18 protein-coding genes are annotated in these 20,987 nt (G+C 71.8%); 4 read left to right on the top strand and 14 right to left on the bottom strand.

Features of this window, described 5'->3' with window-relative positions:
- From AN216_RS11675 to AN216_RS11665, 3 genes are all read right to left on the bottom strand, one after another.
- Positions 1-2,391: protein kinase (locus tag AN216_RS11675; protein WP_476755930.1), on the bottom strand; the 2,391-nt coding region annotated here is incomplete at its 3' end.
- Positions 2,392-2,636: 245 nt separating this feature from the next.
- Positions 2,637-4,931, bottom strand: a complete 2,295-nt coding sequence (locus tag AN216_RS11670) for a serine/threonine-protein kinase (protein ID WP_070196585.1) — start codon at positions 4,929-4,931, stop codon at positions 2,637-2,639.
- 404 nt (positions 4,932-5,335) lie between these two features.
- Positions 5,336-7,042 carry a glycerol-3-phosphate dehydrogenase/oxidase gene (locus AN216_RS11665; protein ID WP_070196584.1) on the bottom strand — a complete coding sequence of 569 codons (1,707 nt, stop codon included), beginning with the start codon at positions 7,040-7,042 and terminating at the stop codon, positions 5,336-5,338.
- Positions 7,043-7,326: 284 nt separating this feature from the next.
- On the opposite strand from AN216_RS11665, the gene AN216_RS11660 reads away from it, so the two are divergent.
- Positions 7,327-8,595, top strand: coding sequence for a nucleotide sugar dehydrogenase (locus AN216_RS11660; RefSeq protein ID WP_070196597.1), 1,269 nt, complete (start codon positions 7,327-7,329; stop codon positions 8,593-8,595).
- 11 nt (positions 8,596-8,606) lie between these two features.
- Here the strand turns inward: AN216_RS11660 and AN216_RS11655 are convergent, their stop codons facing one another.
- From AN216_RS11655 to AN216_RS11635, 5 genes are all read right to left on the bottom strand, one after another.
- Complete coding sequence (locus AN216_RS11655) at positions 8,607-9,305, bottom strand: SagB/ThcOx family dehydrogenase (RefSeq protein WP_079166494.1); 699 nt, start codon at positions 9,303-9,305, stop codon at positions 8,607-8,609.
- A gap of 106 nt (positions 9,306-9,411) precedes the next feature.
- Positions 9,412-10,527, bottom strand: coding sequence for a GuaB3 family IMP dehydrogenase-related protein (locus tag AN216_RS11650; protein WP_070196582.1), 1,116 nt, complete (start codon positions 10,525-10,527; stop codon positions 9,412-9,414).
- 166 nt (positions 10,528-10,693) lie between these two features.
- Positions 10,694-12,196, bottom strand: a complete 1,503-nt coding sequence (guaB, locus tag AN216_RS11645) for an IMP dehydrogenase (RefSeq protein WP_070196581.1) — start codon at positions 12,194-12,196, stop codon at positions 10,694-10,696.
- A gap of 269 nt (positions 12,197-12,465) precedes the next feature.
- The gene (locus AN216_RS11640) at positions 12,466-13,041 is read right to left on the bottom strand and encodes a sigma-70 family RNA polymerase sigma factor (protein WP_070196596.1); all 576 of its coding nucleotides are present in this window, start codon (positions 13,039-13,041) and stop codon (positions 12,466-12,468) included.
- Positions 13,042-13,573: 532 nt separating this feature from the next.
- Positions 13,574-14,185, bottom strand: a complete 612-nt coding sequence (locus AN216_RS11635) for a response regulator transcription factor (protein WP_070196580.1) — start codon at positions 14,183-14,185, stop codon at positions 13,574-13,576.
- A gap of 389 nt (positions 14,186-14,574) precedes the next feature.
- Between AN216_RS11635 and AN216_RS11630 the strand changes: the two genes are divergently transcribed.
- The 3 genes from AN216_RS11630 (at position 14,575) to AN216_RS11620 (ending at position 16,553) form a co-directional block, all read left to right on the top strand.
- On the top strand, positions 14,575-14,895 hold the full coding sequence (locus AN216_RS11630) for a WhiB family transcriptional regulator (protein WP_070196579.1): 321 nt from the start codon (positions 14,575-14,577) through the stop codon (positions 14,893-14,895).
- A gap of 162 nt (positions 14,896-15,057) precedes the next feature.
- Entirely contained in the window at positions 15,058-15,714 is a 657-nt protein-coding gene (locus tag AN216_RS11625) for an MOSC domain-containing protein (protein ID WP_070196578.1), read from the top strand.
- Between the two features lie 65 nt (positions 15,715-15,779).
- Positions 15,780-16,553: an SDR family NAD(P)-dependent oxidoreductase gene (locus AN216_RS11620; protein WP_070196577.1), complete on the top strand. Its 774-nt coding sequence runs from the start codon at positions 15,780-15,782 to the stop codon at positions 16,551-16,553.
- A gap of 44 nt (positions 16,554-16,597) precedes the next feature.
- Here AN216_RS11620 and AN216_RS11615 read toward each other — a convergent pair whose 3' ends face one another.
- The 6 genes from AN216_RS11615 to AN216_RS11590 all read right to left on the bottom strand — a co-directional run.
- A complete protein-coding gene (locus AN216_RS11615; protein ID WP_070196576.1) occupies positions 16,598-17,002 on the bottom strand; it encodes a hypothetical protein in 405 nt (134 codons plus the stop codon).
- Between the two features lie 39 nt (positions 17,003-17,041).
- Positions 17,042-17,200, bottom strand: a complete 159-nt coding sequence (locus AN216_RS29180; protein ID WP_170843096.1) for a hypothetical protein — start codon at positions 17,198-17,200, stop codon at positions 17,042-17,044.
- A 333-nt stretch (positions 17,201-17,533) separates the two neighbouring features.
- Entirely contained in the window at positions 17,534-17,776 is a 243-nt protein-coding gene (locus tag AN216_RS11605) for a hypothetical protein (protein ID WP_070196574.1), read from the bottom strand.
- A 257-nt stretch (positions 17,777-18,033) separates the two neighbouring features.
- Positions 18,034-19,659, bottom strand: coding sequence for a chaperonin GroEL (gene groL / locus AN216_RS11600; protein ID WP_070196573.1), 1,626 nt, complete (start codon positions 19,657-19,659; stop codon positions 18,034-18,036).
- A 91-nt stretch (positions 19,660-19,750) separates the two neighbouring features.
- Positions 19,751-20,062, bottom strand: coding sequence for a co-chaperone GroES (gene groES, locus AN216_RS11595; protein ID WP_070196572.1), 312 nt, complete (start codon positions 20,060-20,062; stop codon positions 19,751-19,753).
- Between the two features lie 175 nt (positions 20,063-20,237).
- Positions 20,238-20,987 (bottom strand): polysaccharide deacetylase family protein (locus AN216_RS11590; RefSeq protein WP_070196571.1); only part of this gene is annotated, 750 nt, incomplete at its 5' end.

Here is a 20,987-nt window from a genome sequence, read left to right as displayed (position 1 = left end):
GGAGGCGGCCGAGCGCCGCTGCGGCTCCGCCTCCTCCGCCAGCGCCGCCGGTCGCTTCGACGGGCGTTCCCGCTTCGGCGGACGCCGCTCCCGCTTGGGCGGCTTCGGGGGCGGTTCGGATCGGGCGGCCTGCTCCTGACGCTCCTCGCGCTTGGCCTCGCGCTTCTCCTCGGCGGACCGCCGCTTGGCGGCACGCCGCTTGCGTACGATCTCGCCGCGCCGCCGCTTGATCGGCAGGCGTTTCGGGTCGGCCGGTCCGCCCGGCTCGAGCGAGGGCGGCGCGGTGAGAGTCCGGTGACCGATGTCCGGCTCCGGAGCCGTGCGGATGAGCGAACGCAGCCAGCCGCGCAGCTCCTCGAAGTCCGGTCGCTCCGTCGGGTCCTGTCGTAGCAGCGACTCGACCACCGGGCGCAGTGCCCCGCACTCCTCGGCGAACGCCGGCGGCTCGGCGCACACCATCTGCACGAGTTCCGCGACGTCGTCCTCTGGGTAGGGCGCGTGTCCCTGCAGTGCGCGGAAGAGCAGCACGCCCAGCGCCCACAGGTCGGCTGCCGGGCCGACCGGCGGCGCCAGCCGCCAGTTCCGGTACACCGGACCGGCCTGTTCCGGGGCCCACCGCTCGGTCACCGCGCCGACGACGGTCATCCGGGCCTGACGTGCCCGCTCGGCGTCCAGCGCGGTGGCCGGACCCCGGTAGCGCGAGCCCTCCACGCCGTCATCCGGCGTCTCGGCCTGCGTCGTACGGGCGGGTTGCGCCGCGTCCGTTAAGGCACCGTGCTTCTCGGCAACCGTCCGCGCCGGCGGCCCGGCGGGGGCCGGCTCACGCGCGGGGGCCGGCTGTCGGACGGGCTCCGGGGAGGCGGCCCCCGGGGCGTCCGGGCCGCGGTTGAGGCTGGTCAGCGGCACCGCGCGAGTGGTGCCATGCCGGGTGCCGGGCAGCGCGGTCGGGCCCTCCCCGGTCCAACGCTGCTGACCGAAGTCGGCGGCGTGCGTGGGCCCCGCCTGCATGGGTCCGGCCTGCGTGGGTCCGGCCTGCGGGGGCCGGACGTCCCCGGCAGGCGTACGTGCCGGGCCGTCGTCCGCCCGCGTCCGGTCTTCCGCCGGCTGCCCCGGACCGTACGGCTGCCCATCCGGACCGTAGGGACCGTCTCCTGAGCCGGCCGCAGCATCCTGTGTCGGGCCAGCCGCACCCTGTGCCGGGCTGATTGCGCCCTGTGCCGGGCCGGCCGTGGACCACCAGTCCGGCTGCTCCGGGGCTGGACGGCCCTCGGCCTCCGCCGCCACGCGCGCGGAGGCCGCTCGGGCGCCGGCCCGGTAGGCGGCTATAGCACCCCGACGGGCGGCACGCGCGGCCGGGCCGCCACCGGAGTCCTCCCCCTCGAAGCCGAAGATCGCGGCCCGTTGGGTGTCGACCGTGCCGGGCGAGGCGTCCTGCGGATCGGGTCGGTCACCGGATCCGGCATCCCGCCGAGGGGCGTGCCACTCGGTGTGCTCCCGGTACACCGGGCCGACCTGGGTCCGCTGCCCGGTGTCCCCCTGGGCCGGGCTACGGGGCTCTCGCTCCTCGTCGGGCGCGCGCTCGGCGTCCCCCCGGGGGGCGTACCGCTCGGTGAAGCCGTCCGGCAGCGGTCCGCGGGGCAGCGCCTCCGGGGTCTGACCCGGCTCCAAGACCGACGTGGACCCCGCCTGGCCGCCTCCGGAGCGTACGCGTCTGCCTTCGGGGGCGGCCTCCTCTCCGCTCACCTCCCGTTCCCCGCCCGTCTGCTCCGGGGCCGGGCTCTCCGCCTCGACGCCGGGCGGCGTCCCCGCGCCCGGCTCCGGCAGAGCGTCGTAACCGCACAGCATCTCCTCCGCCGCGCCCGCCGCGAGACCGGTGAGCAACGCCCGTCCGTCCTCGCAGACCAGCACCGAGCGAGCGGTGATGTTGCGGTGCACCCAACCCTGCGCGTGCACGGCCTGGAGCGCGGTCAGCAGGTCGGCGGCGATCTCCGCGGCCCGGTGCGCGCTGAGCCGCTCCTCGGCGAGTACGGCCGCGAGGGGTCTGGCCGGCACGAGTTCGCTGACGATCCAGAGCCCGTCGTCCTCCACGAACACGTCGAAGACCTGGTCCAGCCGCGGGTGGTCCGGTATACGGGAGGCGGAAAGGGCCGCCTCGACCGCCCGGCGTACCGCCGGGTCTCTCGGCCGTCGCGCGGCACCATCGCCGCCGTGGTCGGCCGGCCCGGCGCCGTCGGTCCGTCCCTCGTCGAGCAGTTCGGCCTCGACCACCTCGGGCAACGGCACCTGCCGCACCAGCACTTCCTGCCCGCTCGCGGTGTCGTACGCGGGTGACTCGGCGAGTTCGTACTCCTCGGCAGGCTGCCGCGGCAGGCGGTAGCGGTCGGCCAGCATCCGGCCGCCGAAATCCGCGATGTCGTCCACGACGCCTCCCACCCCCGCACGAGCTTCCCGTCAATACCGTTCCCGATGCGTCCTGTTACGGATGTATACGGACAGCCGCCTTTCACCATACGTGCCGAAGCGGACTGGTGCTGCCCGTAGTTGGCTTCACCGGCCAGCCTCCCCCTTGCATTCCCGCCGGACGGCCTCCCCCAACGTCGGCGTGCACCCGGCAACGTGGAGCCCGGCGGTGAGCGTTACCGCGGTTGGAAGGTGGCGAAGGCGGTGTTCCGCACGGTGCGGCACATCTTGTTGTCCCAGTTCTCCGCCTTGCAGGTGATCATGATGGCGTAGCCCCGCTTGTCGTCCACCTTGAAGCCACGGTTCAGCACGCGTACCCGCTCGCCGTTCTCGTTCCGCTCGAAGGACCAGTCGGCCACGGTCGGGTATCCCCGCCATTTGACGTTCCGAATGAACAACGGTCTGTATCCGTTGCTGGACTTCCGCACCGCCGGCTCCAGGCCCTTCCAGGCCAGCACCGCGTTCGCGAGCGGACTGTCGTTGTAGTCGACCTGGATCTTCGGGTAGCCCCCACCGGGGCGGCCGTACTGCCCCCCGGAGTCATCGCCCGCCACGCCCACGCGCTTGTAGTTCTTCGGCATCGCCATCTGGAAGTTGAAGCGCTTGTCGGTCAGCACCGCGTAGCCCTTCGGGATCTTGGGCCCGTCCCCGCCCTTGCCGTCGTCCTTGCCGTCGGCCTCGTCCTTGCCGTCCTCATCGTCCTTGCCCTTGCCGCCCGTGTCGCCCTTGTCACGGCCGCCGTCCGGCTCCTTCTGACCGCCCCCGGTGTCCTGGCCGTCCTTGTCGTCAGCCCCGCCGTCCCGGCCGCCCGACTCCGTGTCGGACTGGCCGCCCGAGGCACCCGACTCCTCCTCGCCCGTACCGGCGAAGCTGATCGCGACCGTGAGCGCGACCAGGAGGGCCAGTAGGGCCAGCACCATCGCCGTCGTACGCCTCGGTCCCAGGTCCCGCATCACGCGCACCACTCCGGTGCTCGTGGTGCTGCTGGCGCTACCGCTGGCCAGCCCCACGGTCTCCGCGGGGCTGTTCGCCGGGGGCAACGCGCTGCCGGACAGGGCGGGCAGGACGCCACCGCCGGAACCGTGCGGCGGCAGGGGCGCGGGCGGGGGTTCAGCCGGTACCGGTGCCGGCGCCCGCGCGCCGGCAGTTGGTTCCTGGTACTGCGGGGAGCGTGGGAGCTGCGGTGCGGGAGCGCTCCCGGCACCGGCGTCCGGATCCGGTCCGGCAGCGGGCCCCGAGGTGCCGCTGGTGTCCGGGGGCTGCGCGGACGGGCCGGCGACCGCACCGGACCCCGCGGCCCCGCCCGACCTCGCGGCCGCGCCGGAGCCGCCGGACGCCTCGGCACCGACGTCGGCGCCCGAGTCCCTGCCGGCCGTACGGCTACCCGCGGCACCCCGGGTCGTACCAGCACCCGCCGCACCAGCACCCGCCGCACCACCAGCCCCGGCACCCGCGGCATCCGCCGCGGCGGCGCTGCGTACGGACTTCCAGGCGTCCCGCAGTCGGGTCCCCGACGCCTGCCCGCCCGACCCGCCCTTGGACGAGCCCGAACGGTGCGCGCCGCGGCCCGTGCCACGGTGGGAGATCAACGGCAGCGTGTGCGTCGGCTCCTGGCCCGCCGCGTGCGGCTTCCCCGCCTCCTTGCCGGCCGCCGCCATCTCCAGCAGCGAGCGTGCGCCCGCCACGTCGAGCCGCTGGTCCGGGTCCTTCTGAAGCAGGCCGAAGATGACCTCGCTCAGCGCGCCCGCACGCGACGGGGTCGGCACCGGCTCGGTCATCACCGCGGTCAGGGTGGAGAGCGCCGAACCCTTGTCGTACGGCGGCCGTCCCTCCACCGCCGCGTACAACAGGCCGCCCAGCGACCACAGATCGGCGGGCGGACCGGGCGGCTTGCCGCGCGCCCGCTCGGGGGAGATGTACGAGGGCGCGCCGACGAGCATGCCGGTCGAGGTGATCGAGGGATCGCCGGCGACCTTGGCGATGCCGAAGTCGGTCAGGATGACCCGGTCCGTGCCCTCCTCCAGCAGGACGTTGGAGGGCTTCACGTCCCGGTGCAGGATGCCCTCCTGATGCGCGGCGCGCAGTACGTCCAGCACCGCCAGTCCCACTTCCGCGACCCGGCGCTGTTCCAGGGGGCCGTGGTCACGCAACTGGTCGGCCAGCGAGAGACCTTCGATCAGCTCCATGACGATCCACGGCCGATCGTCCTCGTTCACCACGTCGTAGACGGTGATGGCACTGTCGCTGCGGATGCGGGCGATCGCCTTGGCCTCGCGCAGAGTACGGGTGACGAGCCGCTGTTTCTCCTCCTCGTCGACGCTCGACGGGAAACGGAGTTCCTTCACGGCCACGGGACGGCCGAGCATCTCGTCGTGCCCGCGCCACACGGTGCCCATGCCCCCGCGGCCCAGCACACCCCCGAGCCGGTAGCGACCGCCCAGCAGCCGCCCGTCCTCAACGTCCTGGCCCATGAATACCCTTGCATCCCCTCAAAGCAGCCGAGCCCTCAGCAATGCCTTCAAGGGCAAATCCTAGCGTGGTTGCCTCCGGCGTCGGCCCGCGGAGGAAAGCCGTTACGAGACCGGCGCGTCCGACCCGCAGCACGTGCGTGCCGCCGCCGCCGACCCCCAACTGACCCCCGGCTGCCGCCACGACACGTGCCTCGACGACGAGCGCCGCACGGTGGGTCGGCCGGCCAGCGTCGGCACGTCGAGCCCCCGTGAAGGACTGCCTGCACCCAAGTGCGGACGGTTTTCCTCCGGTTGACGGAGGACTGACGGACGGTTGACGACGCGCTGACGGCACGGTGCCGCGGCTCTCCGAAACCCGACCGGAGCGCGAGAACCCGACTTCGTGTCGACCCGTCGTCGCGCGATCAGGAGGCGTCCACCTGTGGCGCGCCGAGTCGGGCCGCGTCCGCAGTCAGGTCGTCGGGCTGACGCTGCGACTCGCGCTCGGCCTCCACCCGCTTCTCGTAGTGCTCGACCTCGCGCTCGATCCGGGCGGCGTCCCAACCGAGCACCCCGGCCATCAACTCGGCGCACTCCCGGGCACTGCGGGTCCCACGGTCGAAGGTCTCGATGGAGATGCGCGTACGACGGATCAGCACGTCGTCCAGATGCCGGGCCCCCTCGTGCGTGCACGCGTACACCACCTCCGCCTTGAGGTAGTCGTCCGCGGCGGGCAGCGGCTGGCCCAGCTTCGGGTCGCTGGTGATGAGTTCGAGCACCTCCTCGGTCATCGAGCCGTACCGGTTCAGCAGATGCTCCACTCGCTCCACGTGCAGCTTGGCCCGGGCGGCGATACGGGCCCGGGCGTTCCACAGCGCGTGGTAGCCCTCCGCCCCGGTGAGCGGCACCTCCTCGGTGCAGCACCTGGCGACCCGGCGGTCCAGGCCGTGCACGGCCGCGTCCACCGCGTCCTTCGCCATCACGCGGTACGTCGTGTACTTGCCGCCCGCGACGACCACCATCCCCGGCACCGGGTGCGCGACGGTGTGCTCCCTGGACAGCTTGCTGGTGGCGTCCGACTCGCCGGCCAGCAGCGGGCGCAGACCGGCGTAGACGCCCTCCACGTCGTCCCGGGTGAGCGGCACCGAGAGCACCTCGTTGACATGCTCGAGGAGGTAGTCGATGTCCGCGCTGGACGCCGCGGGATGTTCCTTGTCCAGGTCCCAGTCGGTGTCCGTGGTGCCGACGACCCAGTGTCGACCCCACGGGATGACGAACAGCACGCTCTTCTCCGTACGCAGGATCAACCCCGTGGAGGAGTGGATGCGGTCCTTCGGCACCACCAGGTGGATGCCCTTGGAGGCGCGTACGTGGAACTGGCCGCGCTCGGCGATCAGTTGCTGGGTGTCGTCGGTCCACACACCGGTGGCGTTCACCACCTGCTTGGCGCGCACCTCGTACTCCCCGCCCTGCTCCAGGTCCTGCACCCGGGCGCCCACGACCCGTTCGCCCTCCCGCAGGAAGCCGGTCACCCGCGCGTGGTTCGCGGCGTGCGCGCCGTAGGCCGCGGCCGTACGGACCAGGGTCGCGACGTAACGCGCGTCATCCATCTGCGCGTCGTAGTACTGCAGCGCGCCGACCAGCGCGTCCCGCCGCAGGCAGGGCGCCACCTGGAGAGCGTGTCGACGGGAGAGGTGCCGATGGGTGGGCAGTCCGCGGCCGTGCCCGGAGGAGACCGACATGGCGTCGTACAGGGCCACGCCGGAGCCCGCGTACACCCGCTCCCAACCCTTGTGCTTCAGCGGGTAGAGGAACGGCACCGGCTTCACCAGGTGCGGCGCGAGCCGCTGGAGCAGCAGGCCGCGCTCCTTGAGGGCTTCTCGTACCAGCGCGAAGTCCAGCATCTCCAGATACCGGAGTCCGCCGTGGATCAGCTTGCTCGACCGGCTGGAGGTGCCGGACGCCCAGTCCCGCGCCTCCACGATGCCGGTGGACAGGCCCCGGGTGGCGGCGTCCAGCGCGGTGCCCGCACCGACCACGCCCGCGCCGATGACTAGTACGTCCAACTCCCGCTCGGCCATCTGCGCGAGCGCCTCCGCGCGCTCCTCCGGGCCCAGTGTCGCTGTCCTCACCGTTACCTCCTGTGCTGGTCCAGCCGGTACGCCGGGCACGCCGAAGTCCGCGCCGTTCCCTGCCGGGCGGTCGGCCCCGTACCGGAACCACGGGTGTTGCTCGGTTGGTCGCTGGTGACACGTCTCCCCGTCGATGGTCCCCCATTCCCACGAGTTTGGCCGAGTGCGGGCACGGCAGCGCGCGCAATACCGCATGTCTGTCATATAGCCGCTTAACCTGACAGCGCGTCTTCAGTCACGAGTCACGCTTGCCCCAGGCACCGGGGGAAGGGATGTCAGCCACCATGCGCGCAGACCTCGCCGTCATCGGGCTGGGCCATTCGGGTCTCCCGCTGGCCCGCGCCGCCGTCACCGCCGGTATCAGCACCATCGGCTACGACCCGGACCAGCGCACCGTCACCGAGCTGAGCAGCGGTCGCCCGCCCGGTGACGGCTCGGTCTCCGCCGCCGAACTACGCCGCATGCACGCCGGCGGCTTCCGGGCCGTCGGCGACCCGGCACAGCTCGGCCGCGCGCGTACCGCCGTCATCTGCGTGGACACCCCACTCGGCCCCGATCGCACGCTCGACCTGAGCCCGGTTCGTACGGCCGCACACCTGCTCGCCTCCCGACTGCGTCCACGCACCACCGTCATCCTGGAGTCGACGGTCTACCCCGGCAGCACCGAGGAATTCCTCCGCACCGCGCTGGAAGAGGGCTCGGGGCTGCGCGCGGGGCGGGACTTCCACCTCGCGTACGCCCCCAGCCGGCTCGACCCGGGCAGCCGCGCCCACGGGTACGGCTACGCGAACACCCCCAAGGTCATCGGCGGCCTCACCCCGGCCTGCACCGAGGCGGCGGCGGCCTTCTACGGGCGGCTCACGGACAAGGTCGTACGCGCCCGCGGCCCCCGGGAGGCGGAGACCACGCAGCTGCTGGAGACGAACTACCGGCAGATCAACATCGCGCTGATCAACGAGATGGCGGTCTTCTGCCACGACATCGGCGTCGACGTGTGGGACGTGATCCGCTGCGCGGAAACCAAGCCGTTCGGCTTCCAGGCCTTCCGGCCCGGCCCCGGCGTCGGCGGGCACAGCGTGCCGATCGACCCGAACCACCTGTCGTACCCGAGCCGATCGCTCGGCTATCCGCTGCGCATGGTGGAGCTGGCGCAGGAGGTCAACGCGCGCATGCCGCGCTACGTCTGCCAGCGTGCGGCGGAGTTGCTGAACGAGCACGGCAAGTCCGCGCGCGGCGCGCGCGTCCTGCTGCTCGGCATCACGTACAAGGCGGACCTGGCCGACCAGGAGGGGGCGCCCGCCAGCGAGATCGCCTCCCGACTGCGGGACCTGGGTGCCCAGTTGAGCTTCCACGATCCGTACGTCTTCCACTGGCAGGCGGCCGGCCGTCCGGTGCCACGTGCCGACGCGTTGTACGAGGCCGCGGCCGACGCCGATCTCACCGTGCTGCTGCAACAGCATCGTACGTACGACATGCAGGGGCTGGCCGCCAAGGCACAACTGCTGCTGGACACCCGAGGCGCCAGTCCGACGGGCGCGGCGCACCGGCTGTGACAGCCGGGGCCTCACAGCCCCGGAGTCGCCGGATGGCCGAGAGCCAGCAGGGCCAGCGGATGGCGCGCGGCCGGGACCACCCGCGGGGTGAGGGCGGTGAGGCGGTAGTCGTCGAAGCCCGCGACGAGTACGGCGCCGAGCCCCAACTCGGCGGCCTGGAGATAGACGTTCTGGCTGGCGTGCCCGGCCTCCAGCCATACGTACCGCGAACCGCGACGGCCCTTCGGCGGCTGCTCGGCGAAGTGCCGCGTGGCGCCCTCCATGTCACCGCTGAGCAGCAACAACACCGGTGCGTGGCGCAGCCAGTCGTAGTCCGCGAGGGTGGTGGCCGCGACCCGTTCGCGGTGGTCACCGCCCCGCTTCGGGCACAGGGCGTGCTGCTCGGGCGTGTAGTCGTAGGCCCCCGCCGCAAGGCCTTCGACGCCGTCGCCGCCCGCGAGCACGGTGAGTGTCAGCGGATACGTCTGGTGCGCCGAGGGACAGGTGCGACGCGTCCCGCCCTCCGTACGGCTCTCGGTCGCCGCGGCGTCGCCCGTACGGCCCTGGGCCGCCCAGGCGAGCACCGCGAGCTGCGCGAGGCCGAGCGGGCGGGACGCGAAGGCACGACTGCTGCGCCGCCTGGCCAACAGCGCCACGAGACCGCCGGGCTCCGGCCCCCGCGGCGGAGCCGGAGGTGGTCCGAGCGGTATGTGCCGGGGCAGCTGGGTCATGCCCACCAGCCAAGCACACGACCGCGACCTGCCGGCGGCCGTACGGCGCCCGTACGCGGCGGTCCGTAAGGACACGCCCGCACGCGCGACGCGCAAGCCGCGGACGTCACCTCGAGCGGGCCACCATCGCCTCGACCCGCTGGAACTCCTTCAGGTCGGAGTACCCGGTCGTCGCCATCGCCCGGCGCAGCGCCCCGAAGAAGTTCATCGAGCCGTCCGGCGTGTGCGAGGGCCCGAGGAGGACCTCCTCGGTGGTCCCGACCGTGCCGAGGTACATCCGGTTGCCGCGCGGCACGTCCTCGTGCACCGCCTCCATGCCCCAGTGGTGGCCGCGTCCGGGCGCGTCCGAGGCGCGGGCGAGTGGAGAACCCATCATCACCGCGTCCGAGCCGCAGGCCACGGCCTTGGGCAGGTCGCCGGACCAGCCGACACCGCCGTCCGCGATGACGTGCACGTAGCGTCCGCCGGACTCGTCCAGGTAGTCCCGACGGGCCGCGGCCACGTCCGCCACCGCGGTGGCCATCGGCACCTGGATGCCCAGTACGTTGCGCGTGGTGTGCGCGGCACCCCCGCCGAAGCCGACGAGCACGCCGGCCGCGCCCGTGCGCATCAGGTGCAGGGCGGCGGTGTAGGTGGCGCAACCGCCGACGATCACCGGCACGTCGAGTTCGTAGATGAACTGCTTGAGGTTCAGCGGCTCGGCCGCGGACGAGACGTGCTCCGCCGAGACCGTCGTGCCTCGGATGACGAAGAGGTCGACGCCAGCGTCCACGACGGCCTTGGAGAACTGCGCGGTGCGCTGCGGAGAGAGCGCGGCGGCCGTCACGACGCCGGCGTCCCGCACCTCCTTGATCCGTTGGCCGATCAGCTCCTCCTTGATCGGCTCGGCGTAGATCTCCTGCATACGGCGGTTCGCCGCCTTGTCGTCCAGCTCGGCGATCTCGGCGAGCAGCGGCTCCGGGTCCTCGTAACGGGTCCACAGGCCCTCGAGGTTGAGTACCCCGAGGCCACCGAGCTCGCCGATCCGGATGGCCGTGCTCGGGGAGACGACGGAGTCCATCGGGGCGGCCAGGAAGGGCAGGTCGAAGCGGTACGCGTCAATCTGCCAGGCGATCGAGACCTCCTTCGGGTCACGGGTGCGCCGGCTCGGCACCACCGCGATGTCGTCGAAGGCGTACGCCCGGCGGCCTCGCTTGCCGCGCCCGATCTCGATCTCAGTCACTCGGATTGGCCCTTCTCTTCGCTGCGGTTACGTCGGTCCCAGTATCGCCGAACCGCCGGGTGCCGCCGCCGAGCGGGGCACCGTACGGTCCGGCGCGCGGCCGGCGTGCGGGACGGCAGGCGGGCTCGACATACGCCTGGCCGCGGGCTTGCGGGCGCGGCCCCGCTCAGCGGCGGGCGTAGTTGGGCGCCTCGGTGGTCATCTGGATGTCGTGCGGGTGGCTCTCCTTGAGCCCGGCCGAGGTGATACGGACGAACTGACCGTGCTCCTTCATCTCCGGCACGGTCCGGCCGCCGACGTAGAACATCGACTGCTTCAGCCCGCCCACCAACTGGTGCACGACCGAGGAGAGCGGGCCGCGGTAGGCCACCTGGCCCTCGACACCCTCCGGGATCAGCTTGTCGTCCGCGCCGACCTCCTCCTGGAAGTACCGGTCCTTGGAGAACGAGCGGTCGCCGCCACGCGTCTGCATCGCGGCCAACGAGCCCATGCCACGGTACGACTTGAACTGCTTGCCGTTGATGAAGAGCAGCTCACCCGGCGACTCCGCGCAGCCGGCGAGCAGACTGCCCAGCATCACCGTGTCGGCGCCGGCCACCAGCGCCTTGGCGATGTCCCCGCTGTACTGCAGGCCGCCGTCGCCGATCACCGGTACGCCCGCCTCCCGGGCCGCCAGAGCGGCCTCGTAGATCGCGGTTACCTGGGGGACGCCGATGCCCGCGACGACTCGGGTGGTGCAGATGGAACCCGGGCCGACCCCCACCTTGATGCCGTCCACGCCCGCGTCGATCAGCGCCTGGGCGCCCGCGCGGGTCGCGACGTTGCCGCCGACGACATCGACGGGGGAACTCGCCTTGATCTTCGCCACCATGTCACCGACCAGTCGGGAGTGACCGTGTGCCGTGTCCACCACCAGGAAGTCCACCCCGGCGTCGATCAGCGCCTGGGACCGCTCGAAGGCGTCGCCCGCCACGCCCACCGCGGCGCCCACCACCAGCCGGCCCTCGGCGTCCTTCGCGGCCCGCGGATACTGCTCGGCCTTGACGAAGTCCTTGACCGTGATCAGGCCCTGGATCACGCCCGCGTCGTCCACCAACGGCAGCTTCTCGATCTTGTGCCGCCGCAGCAGTTCCATCGCCTCGTCGCGGGAGATCCCGACCTTGCCGGTGACCAGCGGCATCGGCGTCATCACCGCGCGGACCTGGCGGCTGCGGTCCGACTCGAAGGCCATGTCCCGGTTCGTGACGATGCCCAGCAGCTTGCCCGCGCCATCCGTGACCGGGACGCCGCTGATCCGGAACCGACCGCAGAGTTCGTCGGCCTCGCCCAGCGTGGCGTCCGGCCCGATCGTGATCGGGTCGGTGATCATCCCGGACTCGGAGCGCTTGACCCGGTCGACCTGGAACGCCTGGTCCTCGACGGAGAGGTTCCGGTGCAGTACGCCGACGCCCCCCTGCCGTGCCATCGCGATGGCCATCCGGGCCTCGGTGACCTTGTCCATCGCGGCGGAGAGCAGGGGCACGTTCACCCGGACGTTCCGGGAGACCCGGGAGGAGGTATCGATGTCCTGGGGCGCCATGTTCGACTCGCCCGGCAGCAACAGCACATCGTCGTAGGTCAGCCCGAGCGTGCCGAACTTGGCGGGCACTCCGTCGATGTGGTCTGTCATGACACCCTTTCCTTGGTTGCGGAGGCCCGGCGGCCGCGGAACCCCGGCGGTCCCGGACATGCCGACTCGGCGGAGCCCCCGGCGATTCCGAAAGACCCCGGGTCGCCGTACGCCGTATGCCCCGGGCGTGCCGGCCGGCTGGCGAGGGCGCGCGTACGGACCGGCCCGTCACCGTCCCACTCACGCCTCCGCTGGCCTGCTTGTGCGATCCGGACGTCCATGCTAGCTCGCTCTCAGAGGGTGCGGAGACCAGCGGACCGAGCCGACGGTCACTGCTCCGCGAGCGCCCGCAGTCTGCTCAACGCACGGTGCTGCGCGACGCGTACCGCCCCTGGCGACATCCCCAGCATCTGCCCGGTCTCCTCGGCGGACAGCCCGACCGCCACCCGCAGCAGGACCAACTCGCGCTGATGGTCGGGCAGGTTGGCGAGCAGCTTCTTGGCCCACTCGGCCTCGCTGCTGAGCAGCGCCCGCTCCTCCGGTCCCAACGAGTCGTCGGGGCGCTCCGGCATCTCGTCGGACGGTACGGCGGTGCTACCGGGGCCGCGCATCGCCGCTCGCTGCAGATCGGCGATCTTGTGCTGGGCGATCGCCACCACGAAAGCCTCGAAGGGCTTGCCCGTGTCGCGGTAGCGGGGCAGCGCGCACAGCACGGCGAGACAGACCTCCTGCGCGAGGTCGTCCACGAAGTGCCGCGCGTCGCCGGGCAGCCGGGTCAGCCGGGTGCGGCAGTAGCGCAGAGCCAGCGGGTGTACGTGCGCGAGCAGATCGTGCGTGGCCTGATCGTCCCCATTCACCGCGCGCTGGACGAGGGCCGCGACGGCCCCGTACTCATCGTCACGCATCGGTCCATGGTGCACCGAGGTCGCACGGTTCGCCGTGCGGCGTTGCTCGGCCTGCGCCGAGCCGGCCGAGTCGTGCGTCGAAGCGTCGTCACGGAGTGCGCCCGTAGCCATCCCGCCAGCCCGCCCCTTTCCGGGTCGATACACACCGCGCCACTCGGCGATCCGACCCGCCCGCCCCCGCGCCTGACGGCACCGAGCCGGGCGGCCCGGCACCGGGCCCCTCGCGGCTGCGTGAGAATCCCCGGGGCGTACCGGGGAGATGTCACACTCCCCAGCATGCGGCATACCGAGCGGTTCCGGCGACGCTGCCTGGTGGCGGCTACGGAACCGGAGCGGAATCGCAGCGAAATCGGGGCACTCACCCGGACCGTACGGGATGAAGCATGGGCAAAACCGAGCACATCGGAGACAAGCCCCACAACGGATACCCACCGCCGGATGCGGGCAGGGGGCCGAGGCGCTCAGCGAACGCTGGAAGCCACCGTGCCGGTCGTCACGCCGGGACGAACCCCGAGGAGCCCACTGGCCCGCCTCAGCGAACGAGCCCCCAGCGGAAGCCGAGTGCCACGGCGTGCGCCCGGTCCGAGGCGCCCAGCTTCTTGAAGAGCCGTCTGGCGTGCGTCTTGACGGTGTCCTCGGACAGGAACAGTTCACGACCGATCTCGGCGTTCGACCTGCCGTGGCTCATGCCCTCCAGCACCTGGATCTCCCGCGCGGTGAGGGTGGGCGCGGCGCCCATCTCGGTGGACCGCAGCCGCCGCGGGGCCAACCGCCAGGTCGGGTCCGCCAGGGCTTGGGTCACCGTGGCGCGCAACTCGGCGCGCGAGGCGTCCTTGTGCAGATAGCCGCGGGCACCCGCGGCCACCGCCAGGGCCACGCCGTCCAGGTCCTCGGACACGGTCAGCATGATGATCCGGGCACCCGGATCCGCCGACAGCAGCCGGCGCACCGTTTCCACACCTCCCAGCCCGGGCATGCGGACGTCCATCAGAATCAGGTCGGAGCGATCAGCACCCCAGCGGCGGAGGACTTCCTCGCCGTTGGCAGCCGTCGTCACGCGCTCGACGCCGGGCACGGTCGCGACCGCGCGGCGGAGCGCCTCCCGGGCGAGCGGGGAGTCGTCGCAGACGAGGACGGATGTCATGACCGCCCCCCGCAGCTGATGCGCATCACCTTGAGCCTCCAGGCTGTTACGGATCTTCACCTCTGCGGCTGACCGCCCCCACCGGACACCCGATGGCCGAACGGGCTCTGTCAACCGCCTCCGCACACTCAACGACGGTCACCCAAAAGAGTTACGGGATTCCGCGGCCACAATAAGCACTCTACGTGAGTGAGCAGACACATTCGGACTGTTCGCCATCGTCGCGCGTCACCTAGGGAAATGCCCTATTTGGTCATGATTTCTTTCGGTGTGTTCGGGTAATAGCTAGTTCGGCAACGAGTCATATTTACGGATGAGCGGCTCGCCACCCCGAGACGAGCCGGGCATCCGCCATCGCCGTACCGAGCACGCTTCCGAGAGGACATGCAATGGCAGACTTCTCCCGCCTCCCGGGCCCGAACGCCGATCTGTGGGACTGGCAACTGCTTGCCGCCTGCCGGGGCGTGGACAGCTCGCTCTTCTTCCACCCGGAGGGCGAGCGCGGAGCAGCCCGCAGCGCGCGCGAGGAATCCGCGAAGGAGGTGTGCATGCGCTGTCCCGTGCGCGCCGAGTGCGCGGCGCACGCCCTGGCCGTACGCGAGCCGTACGGCGTCTGGGGCGGCCTCACCGAGGACGAACGCGAGGAACTGATGGGCCGTGCCCGGGGCCGACTGGTCACGGCGGGAGCGGCCCCCGGACCGGAGAGTTGAGGCGCCGTCTTCGGCGCTGCCGCAGAAACGATCCGCCCGCGGCCGGCACCTCAGTCGGCCGCGCGGAGGTACGACTCCGGCCGCCGCTGTAAGACCGGCCCGGCGCCGGCTCCCGCGCGAATCCGCTGGCCGAGCCCCTTTCCGCTGGCTAACGTGCGGCACATGCAGCTGCTGTCAGTGAACATCGCCGAGCCGCACGTCTCCCCGCACACCAACGCCCCCGACCAGCTCACCGGCATCGACAAGCGGCCCACCCTCGATCCGGTCACGGTCGCCGCCCCGGGCCCCGAGGGCGTCGGCGGCAGCGGCCTCGCCGGCGACGCCGTGTGCGACCTGCGCCATCACGGCGGCGACGACCAGGCCGTCTACGCTTTCGCCCGCGAGGACCTGGACGACTGGGAGCGGGAGTTGGGCCGGGAACTGTCGAACGGCGCGTTCGGCGAGAACTTCACCACCAGCGGCGGCGCCGTGAACGACGCGCGGATCGGGGAGCGGTGGCGCGTGGGGCCGGACCTGCTGCTCGAGGTCACCTCCGGGCGGATACCCTGCCGTACGTTCGCCGGGTGGCTCGGCGAACGGGGATGGATCAAGCGCTTCACCGCCAAGGCGGCGCCCGGCGCGTACCTGAGGGTGCTCGAGCCGGGCGCGATTCGGGCCGGTGATCCGATCGAGGTCGTGCACCGGCCGGAGCACGAGGTGTCCGTGGCGTTCCAGTTCCGCGCGGTGACCACCGAACCGGACTTGCTCCCACGGTTGCTGGCCGCCGGAGAAGCCCTGCACCCCGAGGCGCGGAAGCGAGCCCTCCGGCGTACCCCTTGAGGCCGTATCGGCCCCGCCGCGGCCCGGGGTGCAGGCGCCCGTACACGCCCCGGTAGCGTGCCGGCATGACCACCGCACTGATCACCGGCGGCACCTCCGGCATCGGCGCCGCGTTCGCCACACGACTGGCGCGCGACGGCCTGGACCTGGTGCTCGTCGCGCGCGACACCGAGCGACTGGCGGAACGGGCCCGCCGGCTACGGGACCAGCACGGTGTCGCGGTCGACGTGCTGCCCGCGGACCTGTCCGCCGAGCCGGGCATCGAGACGGTCGAGGCACGGCTCGCCGACCGGTCACACCCCGTCGACCTGCTGGTGAACAACGCGGGCTTCGGGAACCAGGGCCGCTACCTGGAGCTGCCGGTCGCGGACGAGTTGACCATGCTGCGGGTGCACTGCGAGGCCGTGCTGCGCCTGACGACCGAGGCGACCGAGGCGATGCGGGAGCGACGCCGGGGTGGCGTGGTGAACGTCGCCTCGGTCGCGGCCTTCCTCCCACGCGGGACCTACGGCGCCTCGAAGGCGTGGGTGGTGCAGTTCACGCAGGGCGCGGCGCGCGACCTGGCGGGCAGCGGCATCCGGTTGATGGCGCTCTGCCCGGGTTTCGTACGCACCGAGTTCCACCAGCGGGCCGGCATGGACGCCGGCGCGGTGCCGAACTGGATGTGGCTGGACGCGGCGCGCGTGGTGGACGCGGCGATGACCGACCTGGCCCGCGGCAAGGACCTGTCCATCCCAGACCCGCGGTACAAGGCCCTGATGGGCCTGGCCCGGATCGCGCCGCGCGGCCTGCTGGCCCGCACCAGCTCCAGCGCGGGGCGACGGTACGGGCCGCGGTAACCGGGCGACACGCCGCTCGGCGGCACGGGACGCGACGGACGGTGTCAGCCGCCTACCGTGATGCCCGCCGAGGCGTTGTCCGCCCGGCGCGTCCCCGCCGACTCCGGCTCGGGCTCCGCCGTACGAGCCGCGCCCCCGGGTGCCGGGATCACCGTACGCAACCGCGCGGGAGCCGCCGGGCCGGAAGCGGTATCCGGAGTCGCAGCCTGGCCGCCACCCGGGTCGCTCCGACCGTCGTCAGCCCCATCGTCGTCCGGACCGCCGCCGGGACCGCCGCCACCGTCGTCTCCCCGGCCCCCGCTTCCCGAAGCGCCGGGAGTGTGCGTCTGGGTGGCACGGGCGAAACTGCCCTGCCGGGCCGCTTCCCGCCGGTCACGCGCCATGACCTGGATGATCGCGGCGAGGAGATAGCTCCCGAAAATGAGCGCCGTCACCACGTAGTACTCCATGGGTTCCTCCCGTGTCAGTTAGTTCCCGTCAGTCAAAACTCACCACGGCTCAGCCACCGCCGCCACCGTCCCAGGGGCCGAGGGCGCCGTGGGCCCCTCGTGTCGCGGCCTCACCGCCAAGCCGTAGAGGGCGACGAGGGCGATCACCGTGCCGAGTCCGCACAACCCCGCCACCAGGACCAATGGCCACGCGCCCATGAAGATCCACCCTCCGTCCGGGTCTCGGCAGCGGGTCGCTCAGCAACCACCGCCGCCACCGTCAGAACCGCCGAAGACGCCTCCCCCCGAACCGCTCCCGCGTCCGCGTCCGCCGAAGGTCCGTGAGACAGCCGACCGGTCGTCACCTTTCCTGAGGAACGGCGCGACCAGCAGAGCGAGCGCGAATCCGGCCAGCAACAACATCAGTCCCTCGACCACGGTCTCCCCCTCCTGACGGCCGGCCGGGTGTCAGGGTGCTCGCCCGCGGCCGACCGCTCGTTGCTCATGCCTCTCGTCTCGCACTCAGTCGTGCGCCTGGTTCGCGCCTCGCCGTCAGCAGCCACCACCACCGCCGCCGTCGCAGCCGCCGCCACCACCGCCACCGTCGAAGCCGCCTCCGCCGAGGGCGGCCCCGCCGAAGAAGGCGCCCCTGGCGCCGCTCGTTCCGCCCCCGTAGTAGACGCCCCGCTCCCTGGCATCCCGCCGCATCCGCCGGTCGCGCACCGCCTGGCGGATGCGCGAGATCACCAGCCAGAGCATGGCGGCAACCCACAGCAGTATCAGCACTTCGGCCACGAATCCCCCATTCACCGGGCACTGGCTGGGCCGGGTCGTCCGCCACAGCCGGCTACGGAACTACCTGTGTCCTGTCAGTCGCCTTCCCGAAGTCCGTTGGTTCCATACGTAGTTGATTCTGTGTCGCAGTCGTGGGAGGTGCGAGCCCCACGAGCACGCACAACGAGCGAGGCCCGGTTTCCCGTACCGTTCGTACGGGAAACCGGGCCTCGCTGGCGGCACCGCGCAGCGCGGTCCCGCGTGATCTGCTACACGGCTCAGTGCGAGTGGCCGTGACCGCCGCCGGCCGGAGCCTCGTCCTCCTCGGCGGGCTTCTCGACGACCAGGGTCTCGGTCGTGAGCAGCAGCGAGGCGATGGACGCGGCGTTCTCCAGCGCGGAACGGGTCACCTTCACCGGGTCGTTGACTCCGGCCTTGACCATGTCGGTGTACTCGCTGGTGGCGGCGTTGAAGCCCTGGCCCTTGTCCAGCTCGGCGACCTTGGAGGTGATGACGTAACCCTCCAGGCCGGCGTTCTCCGCGATCCAGCGCAGCGGCTCGACGACCGCGCGCCGTACGACGGCGACACCCGTGGCTTCGTCGCCCTGCTTGCCCAGCGAGCCCTCGAGCACCTTGCCGGCGTGCACCAGCGAAGCGCCACCACCGGCGACGATGCCCTCCTCGACCGCGGCGCGGGTCGCGGAGATGGCGTCCTCGAGACGGTGCTTCTTCTCCTTCAGCTCGACCTCGGTGGCCGCGCCGACCCGGATCACGCAGACGCCACCGGCGAGCTTCGCCAGCCGCTCCTGCAGCTTCTCCCGGTCCCAGTCGGAGTCCGTGGCCTCGATCTCCGCCTTGATCTGGGCGACTCGGGCGTCGACGTCGGCCTTCTCACCGGCGCCGTCGACGATGGTGGTGTCGTCCTTCGTGACCGTGACGCGGCGGGCGCTGCCCAGCACGTCCAGACCGGCCTGGTCGAGCTTGAGGCCGACCTCCTCGGCGATGACGGTCCCGCCCGTGAGGGTGGCCATGTCACCGAGCATCGCCTTGCGGCGGTCGCCGAAGCCGGGAGCCTTGACCGCGACCGCGTTGAAGGTGCCGCGGATCTTGTTGACGACCAGGGTGGACAGCGCCTCGCCCTCGACGTCCTCGGCGATGATCAGCAGGGGCTTCGACCCGCCGGACTGCATGATCTGCTCGAGCAGCGGCAGCAGGTCCTGGATCGAGGAGATCTTGCCCTGGTGGATCAGGATGTACGGGTCGTCCAGGACCGCCTCCTGGCGCTCCTGGTCGGTGACCATGTACGGCGAGAGGTGGCCCTTGTCGAAGGCCATGCCCTCGGTGAAGTCCAGCTCCAGCCCGAAGGTCTGGGACTCCTCCACCGTGATGACGCCGTCCTTGCCGACCTTGTCCATCGCTTCCGCGATCAACTCGCCGACCTGCTCGTCCTGGGCGGACAGTCCGGCGACCGCGGCGATGTCCTCCTTGGAGTCGATCGGCCGGGCGCTGGCCAGCAGGTCCTCGGACACGGCCTTGACGGCGGCGTCGATGCCGCGCTTCAGGGCGGCCGGGGAGGCGCCGGCGGCGACGTTTCGCAGGCCCTCGCGGACGAGCGCCTGGGCCAGCACGGTGGCGGTGGTGGTGCCGTCACCCGCGATGTCGTTGGTCTTGGTGGCGACCTCCTTCACCAGCTGGGCGCCCAGGTCCTCGTACGGGTCCTCGGACTCGACCTCACGCGCGATGGTGACGCCGTCGTTGGTGATGGTGGGGGCACCGAACTTCTTGTCGATGACGACGTTCCGGCCCTTGGGGCCGATCGTCACCTTCACGGTGTCGGCGAGCGTGTCGACACCGCGCTCGAGGGCGCGCCGGGCGTCCTCGTCGAACTTCAGGATCTTCGCCATGGGAGCTGTCGGTTCCTCTCGAACGAACTGCGCCCCGGCCCCGGCTCGCGGGTCCCAGGGCGCAGATCAACGCATTCTTCGGCTTGGTGAGTTACTTCTCGACGACCGCGAGCACGTCGCGAGCCGAGAGGACGAGGTAGTCGTCGCCCTGGTACTTCACCTCGGTGCCGCCGTACTTGCTGTACAGCACGATGTCGCCGACGGAGACGTCGAGCGGCAGGCGGTTGCCGTCCTCGAAACGGCCCGGGCCGACGGCCAGGACGGTGCCCTCCTGGGGCTTCTCCTTGGCGGTGTCCGGGATGACCAGGCCTGAGGCCGTGGTCTCCTCTGCGTCGAGCGGCTGGACCACGATGCGGTCCTCGAGCGGCTTGATGGCAACCTTGGAGCTGGTGGCGGTCGTCACGATCCGACCTCCCCCTTCGGAGATCTCAGCGGGGTACGCAATGTCTGGATGGCGCAGGCCAGAACCGTCGTCGCGGGTGCCGGGTCTGTCCGTCGCTATTGGCACTCCCCGGCTGGGAGTGCCAGGTTCGACATTATGCCGCGATTAGCACTCCGTCAACCAGAGTGCCAGCGGGTCAGAGATAGTCCTCCAGACGTGCCACCGTGTAGCCCTGTTCCGCGGCGAGTCGCAGCAGCCGGCGAGTCATGTCGGCCATCGTCCCGCCCCACTCGGCGGGTCCCCGGAAGTGCGTGAGGATGATCGCGCCCGGATACAGCTGCTTGCCGGGGCGCTGGAACTCGATCCGGTCGGCCCAGGCCTCCATCCCCCACAGCACCACCGCGTCGATGCCGCACTCCCGCGCCGCCCGCAGCGTGTTCCCGTCGTACGCGCCGTACGGCGGCCGGAAGAGGCGTGGCTCCGGCCCGCCCATCTTCTCCTTGAGCACGTCCTGTTGCCCGCAGATCTCCCGCCGCTGCCGGTCCCGGTCGAGCGCCGGGAGATACGGATGGCGCAGCGTGTGGTTGTGCGTGCTGCCGCCGAACCGCTCCAGCTCCCGGAAGTACCCGTATCCCGCCCCGCCCGGGCCGCGTACCTCCTGGTCGGTGAGGAACGAGGACACCGGCAGGTCCAGCTCCCGCACCAGGCGCAGGAACTCCGGGTCCTGCTCGGCGCCGTCGTCGACGGTCAGGAAGATCACCTTGTCGTCCGTGGGCACCCTGGAGACCACCTCGGCGCCCCGGGCCCGATCCTTCACCCCGGGCGGCTCCGGGCGCGCGGGCAGCGGCTCGTCGAGACCCCAGCGCTCGTACGCCGCCAGCCGTCGCTCGATGCGCTGGGCGTGCGCGCTGAGCGCGCCGGCGGTCCGGCGCGCCTGGGTCTGCTG

This window comes from Streptomyces oceani, from assembly GCF_001751245.1.
Classification (GTDB): Bacteria; Actinomycetota; Actinomycetes; order Streptomycetales; family Streptomycetaceae; genus Streptomyces; species Streptomyces oceani.
This window is presented reverse-complemented; position numbering and strand designations above follow the sequence as displayed.

Bases quoted from the DNA above. Each gene is read 5' to 3' on its own strand.
- AN216_RS11615 (WP_070196576.1), bottom strand. From the start codon at position 17,002: ATGGAGTACTACGTGGTGACGGCGCTCATTTTCGGGAGCTATCTCCTC.
- AN216_RS11635 (WP_070196580.1), bottom strand. From the start codon at position 14,185: ATGACATCCGTCCTCGTCTGCGACGACTCCCCGCTCGCCCGGGAGGCG.
- guaB (WP_070196581.1), bottom strand. From the start codon at position 12,196: ATGACAGACCACATCGACGGAGTGCCCGCCAAGTTCGGCACGCTCGGG.
- AN216_RS11670 (WP_070196585.1), bottom strand. From the start codon at position 4,931: ATGGGCCAGGACGTTGAGGACGGGCGGCTGCTGGGCGGTCGCTACCGG.
- AN216_RS11640 (WP_070196596.1), bottom strand. From the start codon at position 13,041: ATGCGTGACGATGAGTACGGGGCCGTCGCGGCCCTCGTCCAGCGCGCG.
- AN216_RS11625 (WP_070196578.1), top strand. From the start codon at position 15,058: ATGCAGCTGCTGTCAGTGAACATCGCCGAGCCGCACGTCTCCCCGCAC.
- AN216_RS11660 (WP_070196597.1), top strand. From the start codon at position 7,327: ATGCGCGCAGACCTCGCCGTCATCGGGCTGGGCCATTCGGGTCTCCCG.
- AN216_RS29180 (WP_170843096.1), bottom strand. From the start codon at position 17,200: ATGGGCGCGTGGCCATTGGTCCTGGTGGCGGGGTTGTGCGGACTCGGC.
- AN216_RS11620 (WP_070196577.1), top strand. From the start codon at position 15,780: ATGACCACCGCACTGATCACCGGCGGCACCTCCGGCATCGGCGCCGCG.
- AN216_RS11630 (WP_070196579.1), top strand. From the start codon at position 14,575: ATGGCAGACTTCTCCCGCCTCCCGGGCCCGAACGCCGATCTGTGGGAC.
- AN216_RS11655 (WP_079166494.1), bottom strand. From the start codon at position 9,305: ATGACCCAGCTGCCCCGGCACATACCGCTCGGACCACCTCCGGCTCCG.
- groL (WP_070196573.1), bottom strand. From the start codon at position 19,659: ATGGCGAAGATCCTGAAGTTCGACGAGGACGCCCGGCGCGCCCTCGAG.